The organism is Nitrospira sp. T9 (assembly GCF_052156535.1).
Lineage (GTDB): Bacteria > Nitrospirota > Nitrospiria > Nitrospirales > UBA8639 > Nitrospira_E.
On sequence record NZ_JBQKUP010000024.1, the window covers coordinates 88,419 to 109,864 of the forward strand.

A 21,446-nucleotide genomic window follows, 5' to 3' on the forward strand; every position below is an offset into this window, starting at 1 on the left:
AGCGCCAAGAACGTGCAAAAATTTTTCGACGAATATAATGTTTTCGGGCCTTTCCCTTCTGATGCAGATAGGCACATTTTTTAGAATATTTCACATTGATAGTTGCCTGGCAAAATTATTCCGATCTTGTTTCTTTTGATGCTATTTTTATTATGTTGGGTCTTTGATTGCCTTGATCCAGAAAGAAAAAAAAGGGGTGCCATGATACTGAATTTGATACGGTTTGAGTTATTATTATTTGTTTTTGTTATGGTAGCGATGCTCGTGCTTTCTAAGGAATTCTTTAATTTCTTCTTTAAGTTGCGTAATTAACTCATCCTGCTTTTCTGAATGTTTGGACAAGATCTTCATATGAGCCAGAAATCATCCTTGCAACGGCTGAATTTGTGGTTATCAATCCACCAAAAAATTAAAGACTCCAGAAAATCGATTGCAATCCGAATGGTTATTAAGTTGAATTTGGTCTGAGCATTGATGGGTTGGTAATTCACCGAATTTTAACAAGAAATACAGGATGTCCATCAAAAAACTACCTTCAACGCAATTTCGCCTGAAATTGCTGAATCTCATGACTCAGAAGGATCATTGGGCCTGGCCTCAATTCGTTGGGCCAACCATCTCCAAATCGCAACTCAAAATTCATTATCAACAAGAGTACGCGGTGTATGTCCGGGACTTCCCCGTTTTCTTGGCGCGTATTCACGGGCAAAATCCTCCGTTAGAAGTCCGAAAAATGTTAGCCGAAAATATTTATGAGGAAGATACCGGGATGCTGTCATTGGGGACTTCACATCCGGAACTCTTTATGAGAATGATGGAGGGTTTAGGGTTTCGCTCACGCGAATTTGAAAAGATTCGGTTATTGCCTGCTACCCAGCGCTATCGGTCCTGGTTGGACCGGATTTCTAATAGTGCTGATTGGGTCTTAAGCGCTGCCGTTTTGACGATCTTTGTCGAAGGCAGCGTCAATGATCGTCAGGAACTCCTCCATCCGGTTAAATCCAAAGCTCTCCGGCATATTCAGGAAAAGATTACACATCATCCCCTGGTTCAGCATCAAGGGGTCTCACACCAATCCATGGATCTTATCCGAGCGCATCAAATGGTTGAGACCGGTCATCGTCATGATGCCTATGCGATGGTGGTCCACTATGCCGACACACGTTCCCATCAAAATAAAATTCTGGCCGCGATCAAAAAAACACTTGATCTTTGGCTTCGCTATCGTGATGGAGTGGCCCGTGCTTGTGGATTAAAGAAAAACGAGAGTGGAATCCGCTGATGCGATCAGCGCTTTACTAGGTATGGTTAAAGATTAATGGAAAACGGAAACGTCTTTAATCTGGATCTTTTCTGGCATTTCCTCCACAATAGACTTTTTTAATTTTGAAGCAGGAGGAAGAGACATGGCCACGATTGGGCAATTCATGACACGGAATCTGAGTTTTGTGACTGAAGATGCCAGCATTCAGGAAGCGGCTACACATATGCATAACCAGCGGATTGGTTCCTTGTTGGTTAAGCACGAGTCCGAATTTTCTGGAATTGTGACGGAAACGGATGTCGTGCGCGCGGTCGCTGAACACCCTGCCCAAGTTGAACGCTTGAAAGTGAAGGAACTGATGTCCAGCCCGATCATAACTGTAGACAGGAATATGTCTGTCCATTATGCCCGGGATCTCATGGCCGATCGGAAAATTCGCCACTTAGCCGTTACCGGAGAAAATGGAGATATTGTCGGTATTATATCGGTGCGAGACCTTTTGGCCTACTTTAAAACAGTAGCGAAGGACCTCAAAATACCTGAGGAGGACAGGTGAGCTTGATCATCCCTAATCAGGGAAAGTATGGAATCTCTGAAATGATTACTGGTGATGAGGCAGTTCTGGCGAACTTATTCAATTTTTGCTGCTTCGGCTTGTTGAATCTGGAGAGAGAGACGCTCTTCTTCTAGTCGAATGCGCGTTATCCGTTGTTCTATCCATGGGCCAATGTGTTCTTTTTTTGATTTGGCTTGACCCTCCAAAGCAGTAATTTCCTCTCGAATCGCTTCACGCTGCTCTTTTAAGGCCTCTATCTGTGCCATCGCGTCGGCTTTGTCAAAGATCAGTGATTCAGGATTACTCTCCACTATCTTTTCTTCAGCATGCGGCAACTCGGAGGATTGGGGCGGCAAGACTCGAATGCCATCCTCCAGCCGGCGTTGATTCATGACCACAGGGGAAACAATTTCGATTCCTGCTCCATGCAGCGTGGTGAGCATCTTTGCGCGAAGGTTCGATCGTGCACTGAGCAATTGTTTGACCTCACTTAAAAATCCAGAGATTCGATAGGTCACGGAATAATCCCCCAGCTCCATAATGTGGACAAATGGGTCATTGAGTTTGGCGGCAAGAGCGGCATCCAGTAAGAGTTTTTCAATGGTCTTGTGGGAGATGTCATATCCCAACGACACCGTGGCGGAGACAATCGTTCCAGAGGAACGAAGCACGGTAATAGGGTGAGAAACTAAAAATAAGTTAGGAAGAGTCGTGAGGTCGCGTTCTTCTGTTTGAATTTCGGTGTGAAACAAGCCCCGCTCTGTGACCCGACCGAATTGATTTTCCACGCGAAGGAAATCACCTAACCGAAAGCTTTGCATGCCTCGCAACATAAAGCCCGCCAGGGCATTCGAGACGAAGGTCGTGGAAGAAAGGGTAATCACCGCTGTGATCAACAGTGCCAATAACTGGAAAAGCTCCTTGTGAGTTTCTTTGTCGAGAGGAAGGGCCAGGAGAATAAGAACAACCCCAATGCCCACTAGCAGCAACATCCCAACACGGGCTGAAAATCGGTCTTCCTCCTTCAATCCGCCATTTCGGCGAAAGAAGAACCAATGGGCTACCCATAAACCTGTAGTAACCAGTGCGAGGACCAGTAAAATTGGGAAAAAGTTCGGGAGGGTATCAATAAAATGGTCAAGGAGGGTCATAATGTTAAGCGGAGTCTATGGCACATTATGCCCGAATTCGCGGGGAGGATAAAGCCAAAAGAGAAAAAGAATGAACGGGAAGAGGCAATGCCATAAAGCGTCCTCTTCGAATTCCTGTCTCCGCTCAGAAGAGTGAGGGCGAGGCTCTCCCTTGGGAACACCCAAAATAATGCCAAAACAACTTCACGAAAACCAGTTGAGATGTCGTGAGGCTATGGCATCGGCCACGGCGGTGTGTAGTTTTTTCCGATCGACCGGCTTAACCAAATAATCGGTTATTCCTTGTTTCATGAGTTGCGTGGCCAGATCGATATCGGGAAATCCGGTCAGGACGATCAACGGCAGGCTCGGGTATTCCCGTTGAAAATATTTTATGGCTTCTATGCCATTGATATTGGGCATCCGAATATCCGTGATAATGACATCAATAATCACTGGATGCTCTCCTTCGTTGAGGATGCGGATGGCTTGCGCGCCGTCTTCCGCCTCCACCACGTAGTAGCCGTCTTTTTCCAAGGCCATCCGAACGACTTTGCAAATGGCATTTTCATCATCAATGACCAGGACTCCGCCCCGATAGCTCTGGCCGGAAAACATGCCTGCGGTTCGTTGAGTCGTACCTGGTAAGTAGTTCATGTTCATGGCGAATCCCCCTTGAAGCCACGCAGGCAGTGAAAGGGTGTCTCTGCCCCCACAAAACAGCTGAATCCTTTTGTATGGTATGAAGCATTCATAACTATCAGTATCTGCAACCAGTGTGCCTTGATGGGCTGATAAGGGAATATGGCCCTCACTTGGAAAACAGTCCTGAAAATTAATAGGAAAAATGGAAAGGATGATTGGAGTGTGTATAACCAGGAGGAAGAGACGGTCAGTGAAGATGTCTACAGAGGATTCACCGCGCACCCATCGTAGACATATTGCTCCTTTGGAGCAGAGTGACAGGCCGGAGAGAATGAATTCGAGTCCATTGCACGTGTGTGAATGGGTACGCCAATATTTTGAGTTGGTTGCGATATGGCTTGAAGAGGAAAATGTGTGTGTGATCAGATGACGGGTTTACGAGCGATTACGGAGGTGGTGGAATGGTACAACGCCCAATGGGTAAAGTCCTGTGAGAGTCTGATATATGCTTGAATGTCTTCGGGTGAGCATAAGCCGGTCTTTGAATATTCCTGTTCGAGTACCATCGCCGATTCCGCCATCACCTTAGCCATTGGCGAATTTCCAGGACAGAGATGCATGAGGGATTGAGCTCTGACAATATGGAATCCTGATTCTTGCAGTTTGTGCGGAAGCCGGAGAGCATAGGCCGGATCTAATCCGAGATTGATGAACATCTGGCAAATGGCTCGGTTCACTCTTCCTTGCGGGGTCTCCTGCTTCCGGTCTGGCAATGTCGCCGAGGTGAAGTCTGGTTCTTCAAAGAGTGCCCAGCCTCCAGGCTTGAGCAGAGAATACAATTTCCCCATTATGGTCCTCTCTTCTTGATTATGAATCAGGACATACCGGCTATGAATGAGATCAAAGGATTGTTCTAAGGGGACATCAAGAAAGGACCCTTGGTAAATCTGAACAGGCGGCGAATCATCCTTGTGAAGATATGTGGTTTTCTTGTCGACACCCACCGCCAGTCCTGCCGGTCCCACCTGAGTTCCCAGCCAACGCAAGATTGATCCTGCCCCGGCGCCCAATTCCAGACAATGCCACCCTGGTTGAATTCCTGTTTCCTCCAACAGTCTGATGGTCGTGGGATCGTTCGCGGCTTCAACCAATTGTAGTCGTTGAAATTCCCGCTCTTCAGATTTGTTGTCGAAAATATACTGATTCATCACCCTTTCTCTGCTGCCGGTTGTTTCATGATATCCAAGGCCGCATGGCATCCAGCGAGATACCCTGTCGCCCAGGCCCATTGAAAGTTAAACCCGCCGATTCGGCCTTCGCAGTCCAACATTTCTCCAATCACATAGAGCCCCGGCACGTGCCGGGAGCCCATGGAATGGGCTGATATTTCTTCCAGGGGGACACCCCCAGCCGTGATTTCGGCAAAGTTCCATCCGCGTGATCCGATGACGGGAAGATCAAGCTTGGTGAGTGTCCCGACCAGATTCCGGCGAGCCTCTTTGGACAAGAGGTTAATCGGAGTGTCAGAAAGCCCAGGTTCTTGGATGCTGGCCAGCGTGCTAGCTACACGCGTGGGTAACTGCTCGGCTAATAGTGTGGGAACAAGTTTTCGCCCGGGGAGGGTGGCGGCCTGCATGAGCCATTTCTCCACATCCTGGTCCGGGAGGTGTGGGAAGCAATTGAGATGAAGGCGGACAGCTTCTCCTTGCGCGGCTGCGCGAACCCAAACCCGGCTCGCATCCAAGACCACCGGCCCACTGATGCCGAAATGTGTCCACAGCAAGCTGCCGGTGCGTCGATCGAAGGCTTTTCCCGCAATGGTAGTGGTGAGCGTTACATCATGAGAAATACCGGATAGGGTGGCATGGAAAAACGCAGGCTCAAGGAGCAAAGGAACCAAGGCAGGATAGGTGGCGGTGACGGTATGCCCCAACTGTTGGGCCAACTCCCAACCTGATCCATCGGATCCGGTTTTGGGGAGAGACCGGCCACCGGTCGCGAGAATGACTCGTTTGGCCCGAAGCGTTCCCTGGGAATGTTGGATCAAGAATTTCTCTCCTTTCCTGGTCAGGTCTCGAACGAGGTGGTGAGTCAAAAGAGCAATGCCCAGTGCCTCGCATCGCCTGAGGAGCCCATCAAGGACTGTTCGGGCTTTGTTGTTCACAGGAAACAATTTGCCCGTGGCTTCGACTTTTAACGGGATCCCTAGAGAGTCAAACCATTGAACGGTGGCCTGTTCGTCGAATCGTCGAAGGATCCGGTCAATCAGCTTTCTATTCCCGTGGAAGTCGGAAGCGGTGACACGTTGATTGGTGACATTGCAACGTCCACCTCCGGATACCAGGATCTTGGCTCCGATAGTTTTCGCACTGTCCAGAAGGGCAATAGAGAGATTCGGGTTCGTCTCCGCCGCGAAAATGCCGGCTGCCAGCCCTGCTGCTCCTGCGCCGATAATGGCGATGTCGATGTCGGAAGGCATAGGCAACGTCTGGAGTGAGTGAGGATCTATCTGTGTTGGGAGTCCGACAGTTTGCGAAATAAGACGACATTCTTTTGCAAATAGATAATTTCCGATCCCCATCGTGAGCTTAGCCATGCCCAGGTCTCGTGTGAATAAAAGCAGACATGCGTGGGGTCTTTGATGTAATACCAATCGAGAAATGGTCGATCGGGTGGCGCCAGTTGAGTCATGATTCCCAATATGCCATCGACCTTCAGTCGGGCCCATAACTGGTCCAATTCCAGCCTGGGATGGTGAAGATGCTCGGCCACTTCCGTGGCTGTGATGAAATCATAAGTCTGTTCCAGGAGAGCAGGATTGTACGCATAAAAGGGGTCGTAAATCGACAGGGTATGTCCGGATTCTTGAAGCATGAGAGAGAGGGTTGGACCGGGACCAGAGCCAAAATCCAATCCGGAACTATGAGGTCTCAGGCGATTGTGGAGTGGTTCGGCTAATTGGTTTAAAAACTTTCGATAGCCCGGGTCGTCAGAATGGTTTTCATGGTGGTCGTAGTGCTCCTTTTCCTCTTCGGGTGATATGTAATAGACGGGTGGAACGAAAATGAGCCCACAGTGCCCGCAGGAGAAGTATGACCGGCACCGGTCGTTTCCCACTAATGTGGATGCCGGTTTGAAACACAGTGGGCAGGCATGAGAAATGGCGATAGGTTCCCCGCGTGAGGATTCAGAATGAACAAGGAGTGTGATGATAGAAGATGGCTCGCCAGGCTTGGTCATCCGTCTCAGTATGAGATTTCTTCATGACAGGTATCCACGTTTGTTTGTGGATTCTGGTAGGAGACGGGTCGGTGAACAGGGCCTGTGACACTTATTGGCTTCTTCCATCGGCACAGGCGATACAGAGGGGGGCGGTGGGATCCACGTCTAATCGTTTTCTGGAAATTTCTTCCCCACACCTCACACACCAGCCGAATTTGCCGTTTTCAAGACGTTGGAGGGCGGATTCGATCCGCTGCAATTGAATGTGTCGACGTTGTTGCGCGGCTTGAGCCATCGCTTGTTGTTGGAGGGCATCCATTCGTGAGACGCGCCCGACTGCGGTCTGGTCAAGTTCCACTGGTTGGGCTGCTTCCTTCCCGGTGGAGGATACGGCCAATAAATCTCTCTGGAGGGTTAGGAGCGTTGCTCGAAAATGGTCGTAATCAGGAGGTGGCTGTGTCATGAGGGCAAAAGAATTAAAGAGGACTACGTGTCTTTTGTCGTATAAAATAGGTACCCGTGAACAAGCAATGAACAGTCCTGGGTTTGGTCGATGGCCAATCCAATGTACCCCAGCCAGACCGTGAAAGGCCAATGGTCGACAAAGAAAATAAGATCAATAATATAGCAGGGAGAGCAAATGGAAAAATTATTGAAAGGGTTGATCACGTTTCAGGAAGAGGTGTTTTTAAAAAAGGTAGAGCTTTTTACGGGGTTGTCCGGCCATCAAAAGCCCAGAGCCGTATTTGTGACCTGCTCAGATTCACGGATCGATCCTACCTTGCTCACCCAAACCGAACCGGGGGATTTGTTTATTATTCGAAATGCGGGGAATTTAATTCCGACCTATGGTGCGGCCATCGGGGGAAGCACCGCCTCTCTTGAATATGGGATTTCCGTCCTTCAAGTAAAGGATATTATCGTTTGCGGCCATACGGATTGCGGTGCCATGGCAGCCTTGTTGCATCCGGAAAAACTTCAGGAGCTTCCTGCTGTCAAAGCCTGGCTGCAACATGCCGAGACCACAACGCGAATTATGAAAGATCTATACACGCATTTGCAGGGAGAGGAGTTATTTGCGGCTACCATACGGGAAAATGTGTTGGTTCAACTCGATCATCTGAAGACGCATCCGGCGGTCGCAACGGGATTGCGTCGGGGAAATCTGCGCCTGCATGGATGGGTCTATTCCATCGGGACGGGTGACGTGTGGGTGTATGACTGGGAGAAAAAAAGTTTCATTGATCCTAGAGAAAAAAGGGGATCAGTGATCGTATGATATTTTTCAACGAAGACCGTTCGCCTTTCTAATCCCCTAAAGTTGGATGCGTGTCAGGGTGTTTTGATCAGTGTGGTGAAACACCTCAGGGCGTCCCGCAATCAGTAACTGCGTATCTTCCTTATAGCTGAACTTCCAGGTTTCGTGAATGGTGACAGATAATTCATATCGCACCGTTTTCGCAGCCTGATCCAGATAGGGATTGGAGATAATGCCATACACACCGTTCCCCGCGTCAGCGGCCATGTGAAACTCTTTTGCGTCAGGCGCCGAAGTCCCACCTGCATTTACCAGGACGCCTCGAGGGACCATAAAACACCGCATCACCTGTTGGCTGGCTGCATCCCACAACCAATACCCTACTTCTTCGTGAAACGGCTGTTCCTGAATCAATGGCCAGGCAACAGTCGAGTAACGGAGACCATAAAGCACTTGCGAGCCATTGACGACAGGTCCGATTGGATCAAATTGCAAGCGTTCCCGGAAATGAGTTTCGTGGCTGCCCTCTTTGGCCGGTGCGATATCAATACCGGTATCGCCTTCCCAGGTCCCGGCTAGAGAAGAGAGTGGGCCCAAGTGGCGAATGATTTCCGCATGTGTAGGGTCGGAATGGTGGGTTCCGGTCATCAGGAAAGGCTCCTTTCAGGAAAGTGTGAGCACAGAGGGTCAAGAGGCGAAGTGACGGGTGATCTGAAGTTCACGACTGTATCAAATCTTGCCTATTGTTTAAACCGTTTTTAAGACCACCATATTCGAATTGTTTGCATCCAACGGATACCATGAATGGCGAGGCCTGCGAATTTGGGGACGCTCAGTTGCATGGGTTTTGTTTTCAAGCAGCGTAGGACATGGCCTGCGGCTTGATCGGCGGTCATCATCAGGGGTTTCCAGGACGCCTTGGGCAGCTTCGTATCCACAAAGCCAAAGCGGATATTGCTCACATACACGCCATGCGATCGGAGTTTGAACCCCATGGAGACTAAATAATGACTGAATCCGGCCTTCGATGCCGTAAAGGCAGGGGAGTCGGCGTTGTAAAAATCATCCGCGAGACTTGATAGGCCGATGAAGTGTCCCTGTCCTCGCTCAAGCCAGCTGGGGGCGAGGGCAGCCAGGGTCTGAACCATCGACGTGAAATTCACGTCAATGACGCGGGCTTCCTGTGAGAGGTCAGGAAGTGTCAATCTCGAACCAATGGCCGCGCAAAATATGCAGGCGTCAAACGGTCCTTCGTCGGCAAGAAGAGATTCTAGGACCTGCGGATATTCGGGAGCGGTGATATCCTGTACGATATGCCGTGGGCCGTCGGGACCAAGTGGACTGGGACTTCTTGAAAGTCCGACGACATGTTCGCCGCGGGCAAGAAGGGTGCGGGTCACCGCCGCTCCGATTCCATCAGAATTGCCGATCAGGAGAATCTTCTGTGTCATTCAAAGGCCAACTGAGATGGTGGGTGAAGCCTCAATCCTGACATGAAAAAGGAAGTAAGTGAAGAGGGAACAATCGGCAAGACCCTGACCTGTACATTGTTGCATGTGTTGGCTAGGATGGTTCGACAGATCGGCCGCCCCTGCTTACACGAGTATGAAAAAGAACATCACCGTGTTTGTGTCCTATGCCCGCGCCAATCGTGATCTGGCGGCTCGGTTTTCGAGAAAGTTTAAAGAGCAGGCCGCGCCCTCCAAGCAGTATCACTATACCTTCTGGCGGGATAGCGATATCCTGGTAGGCGAAAAATGGCACGAAGAAATTCAACACGCCTTGGGAGAGTGCGATGTGGGATTAGTCCTGATCAGTCCTGCGTTGCTCGGGTCTCAATATATTCAGGATCACGAACTTCCCAAGTTTGTGAAGAGTGGAGGTCTGGCCGTCATTCCGGTCATGTTGCAACCCATCGATTTGGAACGGCATGATCTGAAAGGTTTACTCCAGACGCAAATCTTTAGGCTGGATCGCCCGCGTTTCGCCTCTCCGAAAGCCTACGGAGAATGTTCGGGTTCTCATCGTGATCAATTTGCGCTGGAATTGTTTCGGCAGGTCGAAGCCCGTTTGGATAAAATGAAAAAAAATTATACAGACATGTAGGAAATAAATATCATTAATGATTGAAAAAAATTTCGATATATCCCTCGTTGCATCGATGGCCTTGCGGGAAAAACAAATACAGCAGAACTACAGGCCTATAATCGCTGTTCATAAGTGGTTTGCTCGTCGCCCTGGCACTCTTTTTCGATCCCTGCTCCTATCCGAATTTACCAAAGGACCCTTAAGAGAGCGGTATTTTGAAACAAATAACTTAAAAGGCATCAGAGTGGCCGATCCGTTCATGGGAGGAGGCACACCACTGGTCGAAGCCAATCGGCTTGGTTGTGAAGTCCTTGGGTATGATATTAACCCTATGGCGTATTGGATTGTTCGACAGGAAATTGAGTATTTAGATTTGCATGCTTATCACTCTGCAGCTTTCAATCTAACTGCATGGCTTAAAAAGAAAATCGGGGAACTTTACCGAACAAGATGCCTTTTGTGCGGAACAAAGGATGCTCATGTCAAGTATTTTTTGTGGGTAAAAATACAGGAATGCAAAGAATGCCATAAAGATTTCGACCTATTCTCTGGTTACCTGCTATCGGAAGATCGGCGACATCCACTAAACGTTTTTGTTTGTCCTGTATGCGGTGAGCTAAACGAGGCCAAAAACCGGCAAATTCCCGGAAATTGTCATTCATGTGACTCCCGGCTTTCTCTTTCCGGACCGGCCAAGCGCAATCGCTGTAATTGCCCACATTGCGGAGTAACCAATATTTACCAGACTGCACAATTGGGACCCCCCAGGCATCGCATGTTTGCTATCGAATACTTTTGCCACCCATGTAAAAGTGCCCGTCGAGGTCGGTTTTTCAAAAAGCCTGACAAGGACGACCTGTCAAAACTTGTGGAAGTTGAAAATATGTGGCGTAGAATCAAACCAACCTTTGTGCCCAAAGATCGGATCCCTCCAGGGGACGAAACAGATAGACTGCATAAATGGGGTTATCAGTTTTATCGAGAAATGTTTAATCCGCGACAATTACTTGGATTGGAACTTAGCTGTCGAGCTATCGCAGGTCTCAAAGATGAAAGGGTCAGGAACGCTCTGGCAACGAATTTATCTGATCTTCTTCGCTATCAAAATATGCTTTGTCGTTATGACACAATGGCACTCAAGTCCTTGGATATTTTTTCTGTTCATGGTTTTCCCGTAGGTCTCATACAATGCGAATCCAATCTTCTTGGTATTACCAATGATAGCTCAGGAGCGGTTGTTGGTAGCGGTGGCTGGGTGAACATCATTTCAAAATACTCCAAGGCAAAAGCCTATTGTGATGAACCATTTGAGATTCAGTTGAAGGGGAGCAGGGAGGTTCAGGTGCCTATTGTTGGGGAGTGGATCGGAGATCAGAAAATTGGGGCAGGAGAATCTGAAAAACGTCGGGTGAGCTTGAAATGTAAAAGTGGCACTCTTTCTTCCATTTCCGCAAGGTCTTTGGATGCGGTTTTGACAGATCCGCCTTACTTCGGAAATGTTCAATATGCCGAATTGATGGATTTCTGTTATGTGTGGTTACGTCAACTGTTGGGGGCAACAGAAGATGCTTTCAAAACTCACTCAACCAGGAATTCTAATGAGCTGACGGGTAATCTGACCCTGGATCGAGGATTGCCTCATTTTACTGAAGGATTGTCTAAGGTATTCATCCGAATGGCTAAAGCCCTAAAGCTAGGTTCTCCCTTAGCGTTTACCTACCATCACAACACATTAGAAGCCTACTATCCTATAGCTGTTGCCATCTTAGATTCGGGGCTAACTTGCTCAGCTTCTATACCCTGCCCTGCCGAAATGGGGGCTTCCATACATATCAACGGTACTGGTTCATCCATTATTGATACCGTTTTTGTGTGCCGATCACATGGAAAATTACCGAGTCGCTGGATTGTCAAATCCGCCAAAGGAATTGCTAGTCTTGTTAGCGAAGATATCTCTAAACTTTTAGCCGGGAACGTAACGGCAACGCGCGGAGATATCCGATGCATAATCTTTGGACATCTCATAAGAATGGCGGTTTGGAATCTTAGAAAGGAATGGGATCGGACAAGACCTGTCAAGGATAAACTTTCAGAAATTGCCAGTCAGACGATGAGCCTGGGTGGACTAGAGACTGTTGAAAAATATCTTGGCGATGCTTTTCGAAATGCACAAAAATTTCAAAATGCAATAGTACGCGAATCGGATATTGAATATAGGACGCGCCGTAATGAAATTTCCTTTTGAAGTTCCATTTGAACAATATCAAGCTAATCCTGAAGAGTTTGTCTCGGCAGTTTTCTCCTGCCTAGAATCAGAATTTCTTATTATGCCCAAGGGCGAAGGCTTCATTGAATACTCTGTTTTCGAATCTGGATATGAGGCCTTAAAAAAATCCACAAGTGGTTTTAGCAATATAACACCGACCACAATGCTCAATGCCGCTCTAGATGTGCCAATTGCCATCATTGTAGTTAGGTCCATGCTTGGCTTTACTCCCCCTGAATGGGCCTATGTCGCCACTCAGAAGACCGGGATAGATGTCAGCCAGGGATTTGTTCGCACGTTAGATCGAAAGATTCGCATGACTCCACTTAGACCTCTAGCGAAAGGCGAAGTTACACAAGAACGAATAAAGGCGCTTATAGAAACTGCATGCCAACTTCTTTGCGAAGGTGCGCCAAAAGTTGAATTCAGCAAAATACACCGATTATTTAAAGCAGATACTCAAACCGGCCCGGATGCCATCAGGACAATGGCAGGTATTGGTGTTCCCTATGCCATGCTTCTTTATGAACGCTTCCTTGGAAGACCTTTTGCCGGGCACCGAGATTCAGTGTCAGATTTGATCGGTGATAGCATGGAGTCCGCCATAGAGGATGCTTTAACCAAGGCTAGCATCAGTTACCGAAAAACCAAACGGGCTGAACGCATTCTGGGATTTGACCAAACGCCTGACTTCATTATCCCAAGTGAATTCAACCCGCAAGTAGTAATTGAAGCTAAGATTACTGAAGACGATGGAACAGCCCGTGACAAAATAACTAGGGTTCAACATCTTGGGCATCTGAGCACAGTGGGGCAACCATCTGACCAACCCAAATATGAAGTCATTGCCTGCATTGGTGGTAGAGGTTTCGGAGTGCGAAGGGAGGATATGAAAAAGTTACTTACTGCCACAAAAGGCAAAGTCTTTACCTTAAAAACTTTGGATAAGCTTGTTGAGTTCAGTCGACTGAAGGAATTCAGGGCAATTTGAGTCCATTTTATTTATTTTGTGCTATTGCCAGTATCACCTGAAAGGCTTGCAACAGATGCAAAACTTTCGGCTGGATCGCCAGCGTTTTGGCTTGCCTAAAGCCTATGGCGAATGTTCGGGTGCCCAACGTGATCAATTCGCCTTGGATTTGTTTCGGCAGGTCGAGGCGGGTTTGGATAAATCTGTAAGTAAATAATTCGCGCGGAGAGTGAGTATTTTTGGCGTGTCTATAGGAACTAGGGTTCTAATGTTTAATGCAGACCTGGATGAATCCCCATGACTGAACCCACGATCATCTGCCCGCAGTGTAAAACGGAAATCAAACTGACTGAGTCGCTCGCGGCCCCTCTTCTCGAAGCCACCAAGCGGGACTTCGAGCAACGACTTGCTCAAAAAGATGCTGATGCCGCCAAGCGGGATTCAGCCTTGCGTGAGCGCGAAGCTCTGCTGGCCAAATCGCAGGAAAGGTTCGAAGAGCAAGTGGCTGACAAGCTAAAACTCGAACGCAGCAAAATTGTGGCGGAAGAAGCGAGAAAAGCCAGGCTGGCGCTCTCGAATGATCTCGATCAGAAATCTAAAGAAATACATGAGATTCAAGAAATTCTTAAACAAAAGGATGAGAAGCTTGCGGAAGCACAAAAAGTTCAAGCCGATCTGCTCCGAAAGCAACGGGAACTGGATGACGCCAAACGCGAATTGGATCTCACCATAGAAAAGCGCGTGCAGGAGGGACTCACCGCCACCAGGGATCAGGCCAAAAAAGAAGCCGAAGAAGGGCTCAAATTTAAAGTCATGGAGAAAGAACAGACCATTGCATCCATGCAAAAACAAATTGAAGAACTCAAGCGTCGTGCTGAACAGGGGTCCCAACAACTTCAGGGCGAAGTCCAGGAGCTCGAACTCGAGGCCATGCTCACCTCGAAATTCCCCCTGGATCAGATTTCACCCGTGGCCAAAGGCGAGCATGGCGGTGATGTGCTGCACCGGGTTGCCAGCTCAGTCGGCCAAGCCTGCGGAACCATCTTGTGGGAATCGAAGAGAACCAAGAACTGGAGTGATGGCTGGCTCATCAAGTTACGTGAGGATCAGCGGCAGGCCAAAGCTGAAATCGCGATCATCGTCAGCCAGGCCCTACCCAAAGAAGTGGAAACATTCGAATTCATCGACGGCGTCTGGGTCACTCATCCCAAAGTCGCCCTGCCGCTGGCCATTGCCATGCGTAATACGCTCATGGAGGTGGCTGGCGCCCGTCAGGCCTCGGAAGGGCAGCAAACCAAAATGGAAATGGTCTATCAGTATTTGATGGGTCCGCGCTTCCGGCAACGGGTTCAAGCGATCGTCGAAGGGTTCTCTTCAATGAAGGAGGATCTTGATAAGGAGCGAAAAGTCATCATGAAGCAATGGGCTAAACGTGAAGAGCAAATTGATCGGGTGATGATGGCGACCGTGGGCATGTATGGGGACCTGCAAGGCATCGCCGGGAAAACGTTGCAGGAAATTGAAGGGCTGGAACTCCAGGCTTTAGACGCGCCCAAGGACGAACCCGACAGAAAATTATTGTAAACCCTTACTCCCTCTTCTGCTGCCATCAAAAGGCACTTGGCCTTAATACGATGAAGCCGGCATGGACTTCCACGCCAGGATCTTATCGTTAGATTGCAGCATGCTCCTGAATCCTCGTGCGATTCACCGACATTTCCCCCTTGCATGACCCCATCGTTTCTGGCTTCTGTTGTATTGCCTTCGGGCCTGGACTGTCTAATATTTGGTTCGTTGTCGCGCCAAATCTTCTCCTTTCTTAACAATCCAGAAAACTGCAAATGACCGAAGGGGTTCCGTTCCAGTGTCCTCCCATTGCGGCCTCACAACGCAGGATCCTGATTTGGGGAAATTTGGGCATCTGCGCTGTTAAAGGAGTGATGCAAATTGCCTCACTTTCATGCTTGAAAGAAGAAAACCTTGGGTAAATACCACTTTTTACGCTGGCACGCTATTTGGAATGACCTATCAAAACAGGGGCATCAGTCAGGTCTATATCACCAACAAAGGAGACAGTCCTAATGCAAATAATATTTTGGCAAAAGATTCAATGGAGAGTCTGGATCATCGTTGCCACGGTTTCTTTGGTCTGTGCTTCGGCTTGGGCGGGCAGTGCCGGAGATCTTCAGCCCCGGGTCCCATCCGATCGTATGGAACAGGCGCTGTCTTTTACGAATCCCTTCACCCCCACCGAGGAATTTATTGCGAGTGGGAAAAAACTCTATGAAGGGAAAGGCTGGTGTGCCTTTTGCCATGGCTGGGAGGGAACAGGGGCACCGACCGCCGGTCGAACCTTTCCTCCTGATGTCAAAATGCCAACCAATTTTGCAGATGCGGCATGGCAGGCAGCCAGAAGTGATGGGGAACTATTCTGGGTTCTGATTCATGGGAGTCATGGGACCGATATGGTGGCATACATGCCGCAGTATATTACGGATAAGGAGGCCTGGCAGATCATCGCCTATATCCGAACCTTCGGAGGAACATAATGGTGCATCGATGTTTAACAGAATACACCCAGTCGTGTGAAAGGATTTCATCTCTTAGTCATAATATATACATATAGAGGGAGGGACATCATGCGGGAACAACAATTCAGAACAAGTCAGATGGTAGGGTTTGCCGCTCTTCTGTTGGCGGTAGCTGGGGGATGTAGTCATTACGGAAACCACGAAATATCCAAGACGGCCAAGGCGACCATTCAAGGCTGCACGGATCCGGCCATTACGGGAACCGCCACTCTCAAAGAATTTGAATCTGAAGAAGGCATCAAAAAACTGTATGTCCAGATGGAGGTCAAGGGATTAAAGGACGGGAAGCATGCGGTCCATATTCATGAGGTTGCCAGTTGTCAGCCGTGTGGAGCTGCGAAGGGCCATCATGATCCCGGACCCTTTGGCAAATCCACACCTGACGCGCCGGACTTCAATCATCCCTTCCACATGGGGGATTTGGTCAATATCACGGTAGTCAACGGAGTGGGGAAACTGCATGCGGTAACCACCCGGGTTGCGTTATCGGATGGCCGGTTGAGCGTGTTTGATGAAGATGGCAGTTCATTCATCATCCACACCAATGAAGACCTCTATTGCGATCAGGATAGCGAACTCAATCCGGGATGTGCCGGTGGGGCTCGTGATGCCTGCGGAATCATTGAACCGGTAACCTCGATGTAGGCGGAACGTCCTAGATGACCCTGGATGGATATGAAGGAGTTGTATTGGCCTCATGTCGTTGTCGAATGCAGAGAAGGAAAAACACAAGGAGGGACAATGAGACAGGCATTTCGATGGGCGAGTGGACTCATCTTAGCGCTGGTGGTGAGTGGATCCCAGGTGTTGGCTCAAGAACATGGGCACCAACAGATGATGAAGCCCCGGGTCCCCGCGGATAAGCTGGCTGAAGCCAGAGCGCTGCAGAGCCCGTTGCCGTCCTCACCGGACATTATCGAAAAAGGCAAATCGATATATGAAGGGAAGGGTGGATGCGTCAATTGTCATGGGGTGAGTGGACGGGGCGATGGCCCGGGTGCGGCGACTCTTAACCCTCCGCCTCGTGTACTCCGGTCACATGGGTTTTGGGGACATCGGTCGGAAGGGGAAATTTTTTGGGTGATCAAATATGGATCATCGGGGACCGGGATGATTCCTTTTGGTGGAATGCTTTCGGATGAAGAAATATGGACCGTGATGCAATATGAGGAAAGTTTTTCCGGAGGATCCCATGGTGGAAGAGGAGGTCCTCAGGGAGGCGGACGGCACCAGGGCCGTGGCAAGATGATGCACGACATGCAATGAAGCAGAAGAAAGGAAGGCGATAAGGTTGAATGTTTTTGGGAAAGAGATTAAAAAAACATGCGGGTTCATTAATGGAGCCGTTCTCCTTGGCTGGCTCCTGGCAGGTATTTTGGTTCCCGCAAGGGCGGCCGACCTCAAGAATGAGGGAGAAGGCATCGTACAATCCACCTGTGTGGGGTGCCATCGAATTCAGGGTGCGCCAATGCCGCGCTCCACCAAACAAGCGCCTGACCTGATCTGGGCGGGGAATAAATATCAGCGAGCCTGGTTGGTTGCCTGGCTGGAAAACCCCAAAGAAAAACTCTATCCGGTCGGCTACGATTTCAAGTTCAAACGCAAGGGTCGACATCTTGCGCTGTCATCTGGTGAAGCGGAACAGGTGGCTGATTTTTTGAGCACGCTGAAAGATGGGAGAATCACCGAAGGCATCATGAAGCCGGGCAAACCGGACGAAATCGCGCGGGGCGAGCAACTCTATCGTGAGCATGTCTGTCAGAATTGCCATTGGACGCCGGCGGACAACCGTCGTGGCTATACGGGCGGGACGTCCAGTACCTCTTTCGTCAATATGGGGAATCGTCTCCAGGCCGATTGGGTGTATCGTTTCAATCTGAACCCTGATGACTTTGTTCCAGAGAGTGGAGCGTATATTCCCAATCCTGCGCTTCCGGAGAAGGATATTTATGCCATCACGGCGTACATGATGACGTTCAAATAATCATCACAGTGATGGTCGAGGAGGGTGAGAGATGATCAGACGGGTAGATCGGGTGAATTCCGGAAACCAGAAAACGAATGGTTTCATCCTGTGGGTAGGGGTCGTAATAGGAATCATGATGGCCGGTCTCGCTGTTGCCGAAGCCGCCGATATCGAAAAAGGCAAAACATTGTTTCGACAGTCCTGTGGCCATTGTCACGGATTAGACGGGAAAGGTGACGGAGAAATGGGTGGATACTTAAACCCTCCTCCCGCCAATCTGGCCAGTGAACAAACCCAGTCTCAGTCTGACGCTGATCTTAAAGCCGTGATCATGAACGGTCGGTCAGGCACCGCAATGGTAGGATTTGAAGGAGCCCTAGATGAAGCGCAATTTGCCGATCTCCTGGCCTACCTCCGTTCCCTGAAACGGTAAATATCCTGTGTGAATGTACAGGCTCTCAATAAACCGAAGGATCCCATAAAGAGGAGGCCGCCATGATTGCCAGAGATATCTCCTGTTCATTCGGTTTGTTGCTCGGTGTGGTGATCACAGGAGTGGTGGTGTTCATGGGGCCCGCCACGGCCGATACCGGCGAACGGGAAAAGGGTGCTGTGAAGGTCACTGCTGCATTCCTGAAAGAGTTGGGTGAGGCGATGACCCGGGAAATGACGAAAGGTGGTCCGATGGAGGCCATCAAGGTCTGTGCGGAATTAGCGCCGGAAATTGCCAACCGCTTGTCTCGGGAAAACGGGTGGCGGGTGACTCGCGTGGGAACACGCGTGCGGAATCCATTGCTCGGCATGCCGGATGCGTGGGAACAGCGCATCCTCGAAGGATTTGCTGCGCGGGCCGCAAAGGGTGAAACGTTCGCCGGCATGAGTCATGGGGAGGTGGTGTCGGAACCGGGAGGACAGTACTATCGGTTCATGAAGCCTATTCCCATCCAGCCAAAATGTCTGCTCTGTCATGGGCCAATAGAGACGATGCCGGAATCGATCAAGACACTATTAAAGCAGCACTATCCCTTCGATGCTGCCACTGGTTACCAAGTCGGAGACTTGCGTGGGGCAGTCAGTATTAAGCAGCCACTTGGCCAGCCAAACCGCTAAGCCAAATGGATTTGGCCAATTGGCCGCCACATCATGAAAAAGGAGAAAGGCATGAAACGGGAAAAGGTCTGGGCCGGAATAACTCTGGTTTCCTTGTTATTGTCGGGCGTTGGTTTCACGACCGCAGAGACCAATCATTCCGGCGGACACAAGCCCGGACACGAGATATCGAAAGTCCCGGTGACAAAGCGCATGGCCTTGGATATCCCTCCGGCTGCGAAGGAGGGGTTGAAATTGACCATGCGGGAGCATCTTGAAGCCATTGATGCCATTGTTGGCGCATTAGGGCGAGAAGATTTTGCCGGGGCGGCTACTCTGACAAATGAGGAACTGGGCTTCCCGAAACACCATGTGGCCATGCAGCGTGAGCAGGGTGTCACATTCCCGCCGGAATACCATGAGCTGGCGATGGCACATCATCAGGCTGCGGAAGCGCTGGGCGCAGTGATCCCGACCAAAGACCTCAAGCAGATTCTCCCTCATCTCGAACAAACCATCCACGCTTGCGTGAAATGTCATCAAGTCTTTCGCTTGCAGAATTAATGCAAATTTGTGCGCTAATTATTGTTTCTCTTCCGGGTAAAGACTAGAATTCTTGCCTTAATTTGTCATGCCTGCTGGGTGTTGGCAGGTATTTTCCCACAACCATTCCGGAAGTGACCCGACTTCATGACGAATACCCATTACGGTTATGCCATCCTGGCCAGTCTCCTCGCGGCCGGGGTCACGACCACAGGCCTCTATGTCATTCGCCGGTTTGGAACATGGGGACAATACAATGCCACCTATTTTTCCTGTTTCGCGGCAGGTGTGCTGATTTCGGTAGCCTTCCTCCATATCATTCCTCATGCCTTCCACATGAATGACCAGGCGCCCGGGTATTTGTTGGCGGGCTATCTGGCCTTTCACCTCATCAACCGGTTCATTCATGCCTATGTCTGCGATAGCACTCCCGACACAGCCATTGGACTGATTCCTCTGCTCGGTATCGGCCTGCATTCGACGTTGGATGGAGTGGTATATGCCATCACGTTTAGCGTCAGCGTCTTAACCGGAACGTTAGCGGGTATCGGTATGGTCTTGCATGAGTTTCCGGAGGGGATTGTCACCTATGTGCTATTACTTCGCAGCGGGTTCAGTCCAAAAAAGTCGTGGCTGTTTGCCTTTCTGGCTGCGGCCCTGACCACACCGATTGGAACATTGTTGGCTATCCCTATGATCCATGAGATCAATGAGCCCGTCCTCGGCGCGCTGCTGGCGGTTTCAGCCGGGGCGTTTGTGTATGTGGGAGCCACGCATCTTCTGCCCTTAGCCGAGCGGGAAGACCGTCCCTACAGTCTGGCCGCCATGGGAGGCGGCGTTGTGGTTGCCCTCGGCATCATCCTCACTCACGGTTAATTCCCCTAAAACCCATCTCGACCTTTCTTTTGTCTATCAACCCAATGGCCCGATTGCTAGTGCGACCTATGCTTTATTCCGCGGCTTGGCTACGATTTCGTGGAAAAAGTGGGGAAGTCTTCATCTGGGGAGATGAACTGGTATAAACAAAGAAATGGCAGAAAAGCCTTCTCTAAGCCTGTCCAGACACGGAGGACACCTGGTATTGCCACAAGAAATATCTTAACGGAAATTGTCTTTCCAACTAATACTTAAAAAGCAGTTGTCCTGACCCTGATTATAAACCCTCTTTATCCACAAGGGTTTCGAGAATTTCGTTCACATTGTTAATTAAACCAATGGTAGTTGGATGTTTCTCCCCAAGGGTACGTTTTGCAAGGATCAATGCCTGGTCTAAAAGGGTTCTAGCCGCCGCTAAGTCTCCCTGGTCTTTTTCGATTAGGGCAAGATTGCTCATGAAATAAATTAAACTGGGATGTCCTTCCTCGGTAATCCGCTTAGCTAAGGCTAAGGTGTGTTCTTGAAGAGTGCGGGACCCTGCTAAGTCTCCCTGGGCCTTTTGAATCTGGGCAAGATTATTCATGGAGCTCAGGGTGGCGGGATGTTCTTCACCTAAGATTCGCTTGTGGAGGGCCAAGGTCTGTTCCTGCAGGGCGCGGGCCGCGGCGAAGTCTCCTTGGGCTTGAAGGGTTTGGGCGAGATTATTCATGGAGCTCAGGGTGGCAGGATGTTCTTCACCTAAGATTCGCTTGTGGAGGGCCAAGGTCTGTTCCTGCAGGGCGCGGGCTGCGGCGAAGTCTCCTTGGGTTTGAAGTATCGTGGCGAGGTTATTCATGGAGGTCAGGGTTTCAGGATGTCCTTCGCCTAAGATCCGTTTGCGGAGGGCCAAGGTCTGTTCCTGCAGGGCGCGGGCCGCGGCGAAGTCTCCTTGGGCTTGAAGTATCGTGGCGAGGTTATTCATGGAGGTCAGGGTGGCAGGATG

General features: G+C 49.7%; 25 protein-coding genes. 16 read left to right on the forward strand and 9 right to left on the reverse strand.

Features of this window, described 5'->3' with window-relative positions; genetic code table 11:
• Positions 1-514: 514 nt before the first annotated feature.
• Both ACTRXD_RS03150 and ACTRXD_RS03155 read left to right on the forward strand, forming a co-directional pair.
• The gene (locus tag ACTRXD_RS03150) at positions 515-1,282 is read left to right on the forward strand and encodes an iron-containing redox enzyme family protein (RefSeq protein WP_442430389.1); all 768 of its coding nucleotides are present in this window, start codon (positions 515-517) and stop codon (positions 1,280-1,282) included.
• 124 nt (positions 1,283-1,406) lie between these two features.
• On the forward strand, positions 1,407-1,820 hold the full coding sequence (locus ACTRXD_RS03155) for a CBS domain-containing protein (RefSeq protein ID WP_442430390.1): 414 nt from the start codon (positions 1,407-1,409) through the stop codon (positions 1,818-1,820).
• A 74-nt stretch (positions 1,821-1,894) separates the two neighbouring features.
• Here the strand turns inward: ACTRXD_RS03155 and ACTRXD_RS03160 are convergent, their stop codons facing one another.
• From ACTRXD_RS03160 to ACTRXD_RS03185, 6 genes are all read right to left on the reverse strand, one after another.
• Positions 1,895-2,971 carry a mechanosensitive ion channel domain-containing protein gene (locus tag ACTRXD_RS03160; RefSeq protein ID WP_442430391.1) on the reverse strand — a complete coding sequence of 359 codons (1,077 nt, stop codon included), beginning with the start codon at positions 2,969-2,971 and terminating at the stop codon, positions 1,895-1,897.
• Positions 2,972-3,154: 183 nt separating this feature from the next.
• The gene (locus ACTRXD_RS03165) at positions 3,155-3,613 is read right to left on the reverse strand and encodes a response regulator (RefSeq protein WP_442430392.1); all 459 of its coding nucleotides are present in this window, start codon (positions 3,611-3,613) and stop codon (positions 3,155-3,157) included.
• 404 nt (positions 3,614-4,017) lie between these two features.
• Entirely contained in the window at positions 4,018-4,803 is a 786-nt protein-coding gene (locus ACTRXD_RS03170; RefSeq protein ID WP_442430393.1) for a methyltransferase domain-containing protein, read from the reverse strand.
• Positions 4,803-6,191: an NAD(P)/FAD-dependent oxidoreductase gene (locus ACTRXD_RS03175; RefSeq protein ID WP_442430394.1), complete on the reverse strand. Its 1,389-nt coding sequence runs from the start codon at positions 6,189-6,191 to the stop codon at positions 4,803-4,805. The genes ACTRXD_RS03170 and ACTRXD_RS03175 overlap by 1 nt, the downstream gene beginning before the upstream one ends.
• On the reverse strand, positions 6,101-6,835 hold the full coding sequence (locus ACTRXD_RS03180; protein WP_442430395.1) for a class I SAM-dependent methyltransferase: 735 nt from the start codon (positions 6,833-6,835) through the stop codon (positions 6,101-6,103). The genes ACTRXD_RS03175 and ACTRXD_RS03180 overlap by 91 nt, the downstream gene beginning before the upstream one ends.
• Before the next feature lie 91 nt (positions 6,836-6,926).
• Positions 6,927-7,280, reverse strand: coding sequence for a TraR/DksA family transcriptional regulator (locus tag ACTRXD_RS03185; RefSeq protein ID WP_442430396.1), 354 nt, complete (start codon positions 7,278-7,280; stop codon positions 6,927-6,929).
• A 177-nt stretch (positions 7,281-7,457) separates the two neighbouring features.
• Here ACTRXD_RS03185 and ACTRXD_RS03190 point away from each other — a divergent pair, with 177 nt between their 5' ends.
• Entirely contained in the window at positions 7,458-8,096 is a 639-nt protein-coding gene (locus ACTRXD_RS03190) for a carbonic anhydrase (protein WP_442430397.1), read from the forward strand.
• Between the two features lie 36 nt (positions 8,097-8,132).
• On the opposite strand, the gene ACTRXD_RS03195 is transcribed toward ACTRXD_RS03190, so the two are convergent.
• Both ACTRXD_RS03195 and ACTRXD_RS03200 read right to left on the reverse strand, forming a co-directional pair.
• On the reverse strand, positions 8,133-8,723 hold the full coding sequence (locus tag ACTRXD_RS03195; RefSeq protein ID WP_442430398.1) for a heme-binding beta-barrel domain-containing protein: 591 nt from the start codon (positions 8,721-8,723) through the stop codon (positions 8,133-8,135).
• Between the two features lie 110 nt (positions 8,724-8,833).
• On the reverse strand, positions 8,834-9,526 hold the full coding sequence (locus ACTRXD_RS03200; protein WP_442430399.1) for an SDR family NAD(P)-dependent oxidoreductase: 693 nt from the start codon (positions 9,524-9,526) through the stop codon (positions 8,834-8,836).
• Between the two features lie 154 nt (positions 9,527-9,680).
• Between ACTRXD_RS03200 and ACTRXD_RS03205 the strand changes: the two genes are divergently transcribed.
• From ACTRXD_RS03205 to ACTRXD_RS03265, 13 genes are all read left to right on the forward strand, one after another.
• The gene (locus ACTRXD_RS03205) at positions 9,681-10,181 is read left to right on the forward strand and encodes a toll/interleukin-1 receptor domain-containing protein (protein WP_442430400.1); all 501 of its coding nucleotides are present in this window, start codon (positions 9,681-9,683) and stop codon (positions 10,179-10,181) included.
• 16 nt (positions 10,182-10,197) lie between these two features.
• Complete coding sequence (locus ACTRXD_RS03210) at positions 10,198-12,408, forward strand: DUF1156 domain-containing protein (RefSeq protein ID WP_442430401.1); 2,211 nt, start codon at positions 10,198-10,200, stop codon at positions 12,406-12,408.
• Positions 12,392-13,420, forward strand: a complete 1,029-nt coding sequence (locus ACTRXD_RS03215) for a hypothetical protein (RefSeq protein ID WP_442430402.1) — start codon at positions 12,392-12,394, stop codon at positions 13,418-13,420. Before ACTRXD_RS03210 ends, ACTRXD_RS03215 begins: the two co-directional genes overlap by 17 nt.
• 55 nt (positions 13,421-13,475) lie before the next feature.
• Positions 13,476-13,616 carry a hypothetical protein gene (locus ACTRXD_RS03220; protein ID WP_442430403.1) on the forward strand — a complete coding sequence of 47 codons (141 nt, stop codon included), beginning with the start codon at positions 13,476-13,478 and terminating at the stop codon, positions 13,614-13,616.
• A gap of 80 nt (positions 13,617-13,696) precedes the next feature.
• A complete protein-coding gene (locus ACTRXD_RS03225; protein ID WP_442430404.1) occupies positions 13,697-14,983 on the forward strand; it encodes a DUF2130 domain-containing protein in 1,287 nt (428 codons plus the stop codon).
• Between the two features lie 497 nt (positions 14,984-15,480).
• Positions 15,481-15,948, forward strand: a complete 468-nt coding sequence (locus ACTRXD_RS03230) for a c-type cytochrome (RefSeq protein ID WP_442430405.1) — start codon at positions 15,481-15,483, stop codon at positions 15,946-15,948.
• A 90-nt stretch (positions 15,949-16,038) separates the two neighbouring features.
• Positions 16,039-16,635, forward strand: a complete 597-nt coding sequence (locus ACTRXD_RS03235) for a superoxide dismutase family protein (protein WP_442430406.1) — start codon at positions 16,039-16,041, stop codon at positions 16,633-16,635.
• A gap of 96 nt (positions 16,636-16,731) precedes the next feature.
• On the forward strand, positions 16,732-17,256 hold the full coding sequence (locus ACTRXD_RS03240; RefSeq protein WP_442430407.1) for a c-type cytochrome: 525 nt from the start codon (positions 16,732-16,734) through the stop codon (positions 17,254-17,256).
• Positions 17,257-17,281: 25 nt separating this feature from the next.
• On the forward strand, positions 17,282-17,974 hold the full coding sequence (locus ACTRXD_RS03245) for a c-type cytochrome (RefSeq protein ID WP_442430408.1): 693 nt from the start codon (positions 17,282-17,284) through the stop codon (positions 17,972-17,974).
• A 31-nt stretch (positions 17,975-18,005) separates the two neighbouring features.
• Positions 18,006-18,389, forward strand: a complete 384-nt coding sequence (locus ACTRXD_RS03250; protein ID WP_442430409.1) for a c-type cytochrome — start codon at positions 18,006-18,008, stop codon at positions 18,387-18,389.
• A 62-nt stretch (positions 18,390-18,451) separates the two neighbouring features.
• Positions 18,452-19,066 (forward strand): Tll0287-like domain-containing protein, encoded by a 615-nt coding sequence (locus ACTRXD_RS03255; RefSeq protein ID WP_442430410.1) that lies wholly within the window; start codon positions 18,452-18,454, stop codon positions 19,064-19,066.
• A gap of 51 nt (positions 19,067-19,117) precedes the next feature.
• Positions 19,118-19,609, forward strand: a complete 492-nt coding sequence (locus ACTRXD_RS03260; protein ID WP_442430411.1) for a hypothetical protein — start codon at positions 19,118-19,120, stop codon at positions 19,607-19,609.
• 126 nt (positions 19,610-19,735) lie between these two features.
• Complete coding sequence (locus ACTRXD_RS03265; RefSeq protein WP_442430412.1) at positions 19,736-20,464, forward strand: ZIP family metal transporter; 729 nt, start codon at positions 19,736-19,738, stop codon at positions 20,462-20,464.
• 277 nt (positions 20,465-20,741) lie between these two features.
• Here ACTRXD_RS03265 and ACTRXD_RS03270 read toward each other — a convergent pair.
• Positions 20,742-21,446: tetratricopeptide repeat protein (locus ACTRXD_RS03270; RefSeq protein WP_442430413.1), on the reverse strand; the 705-nt coding region annotated here is incomplete at its 5' end.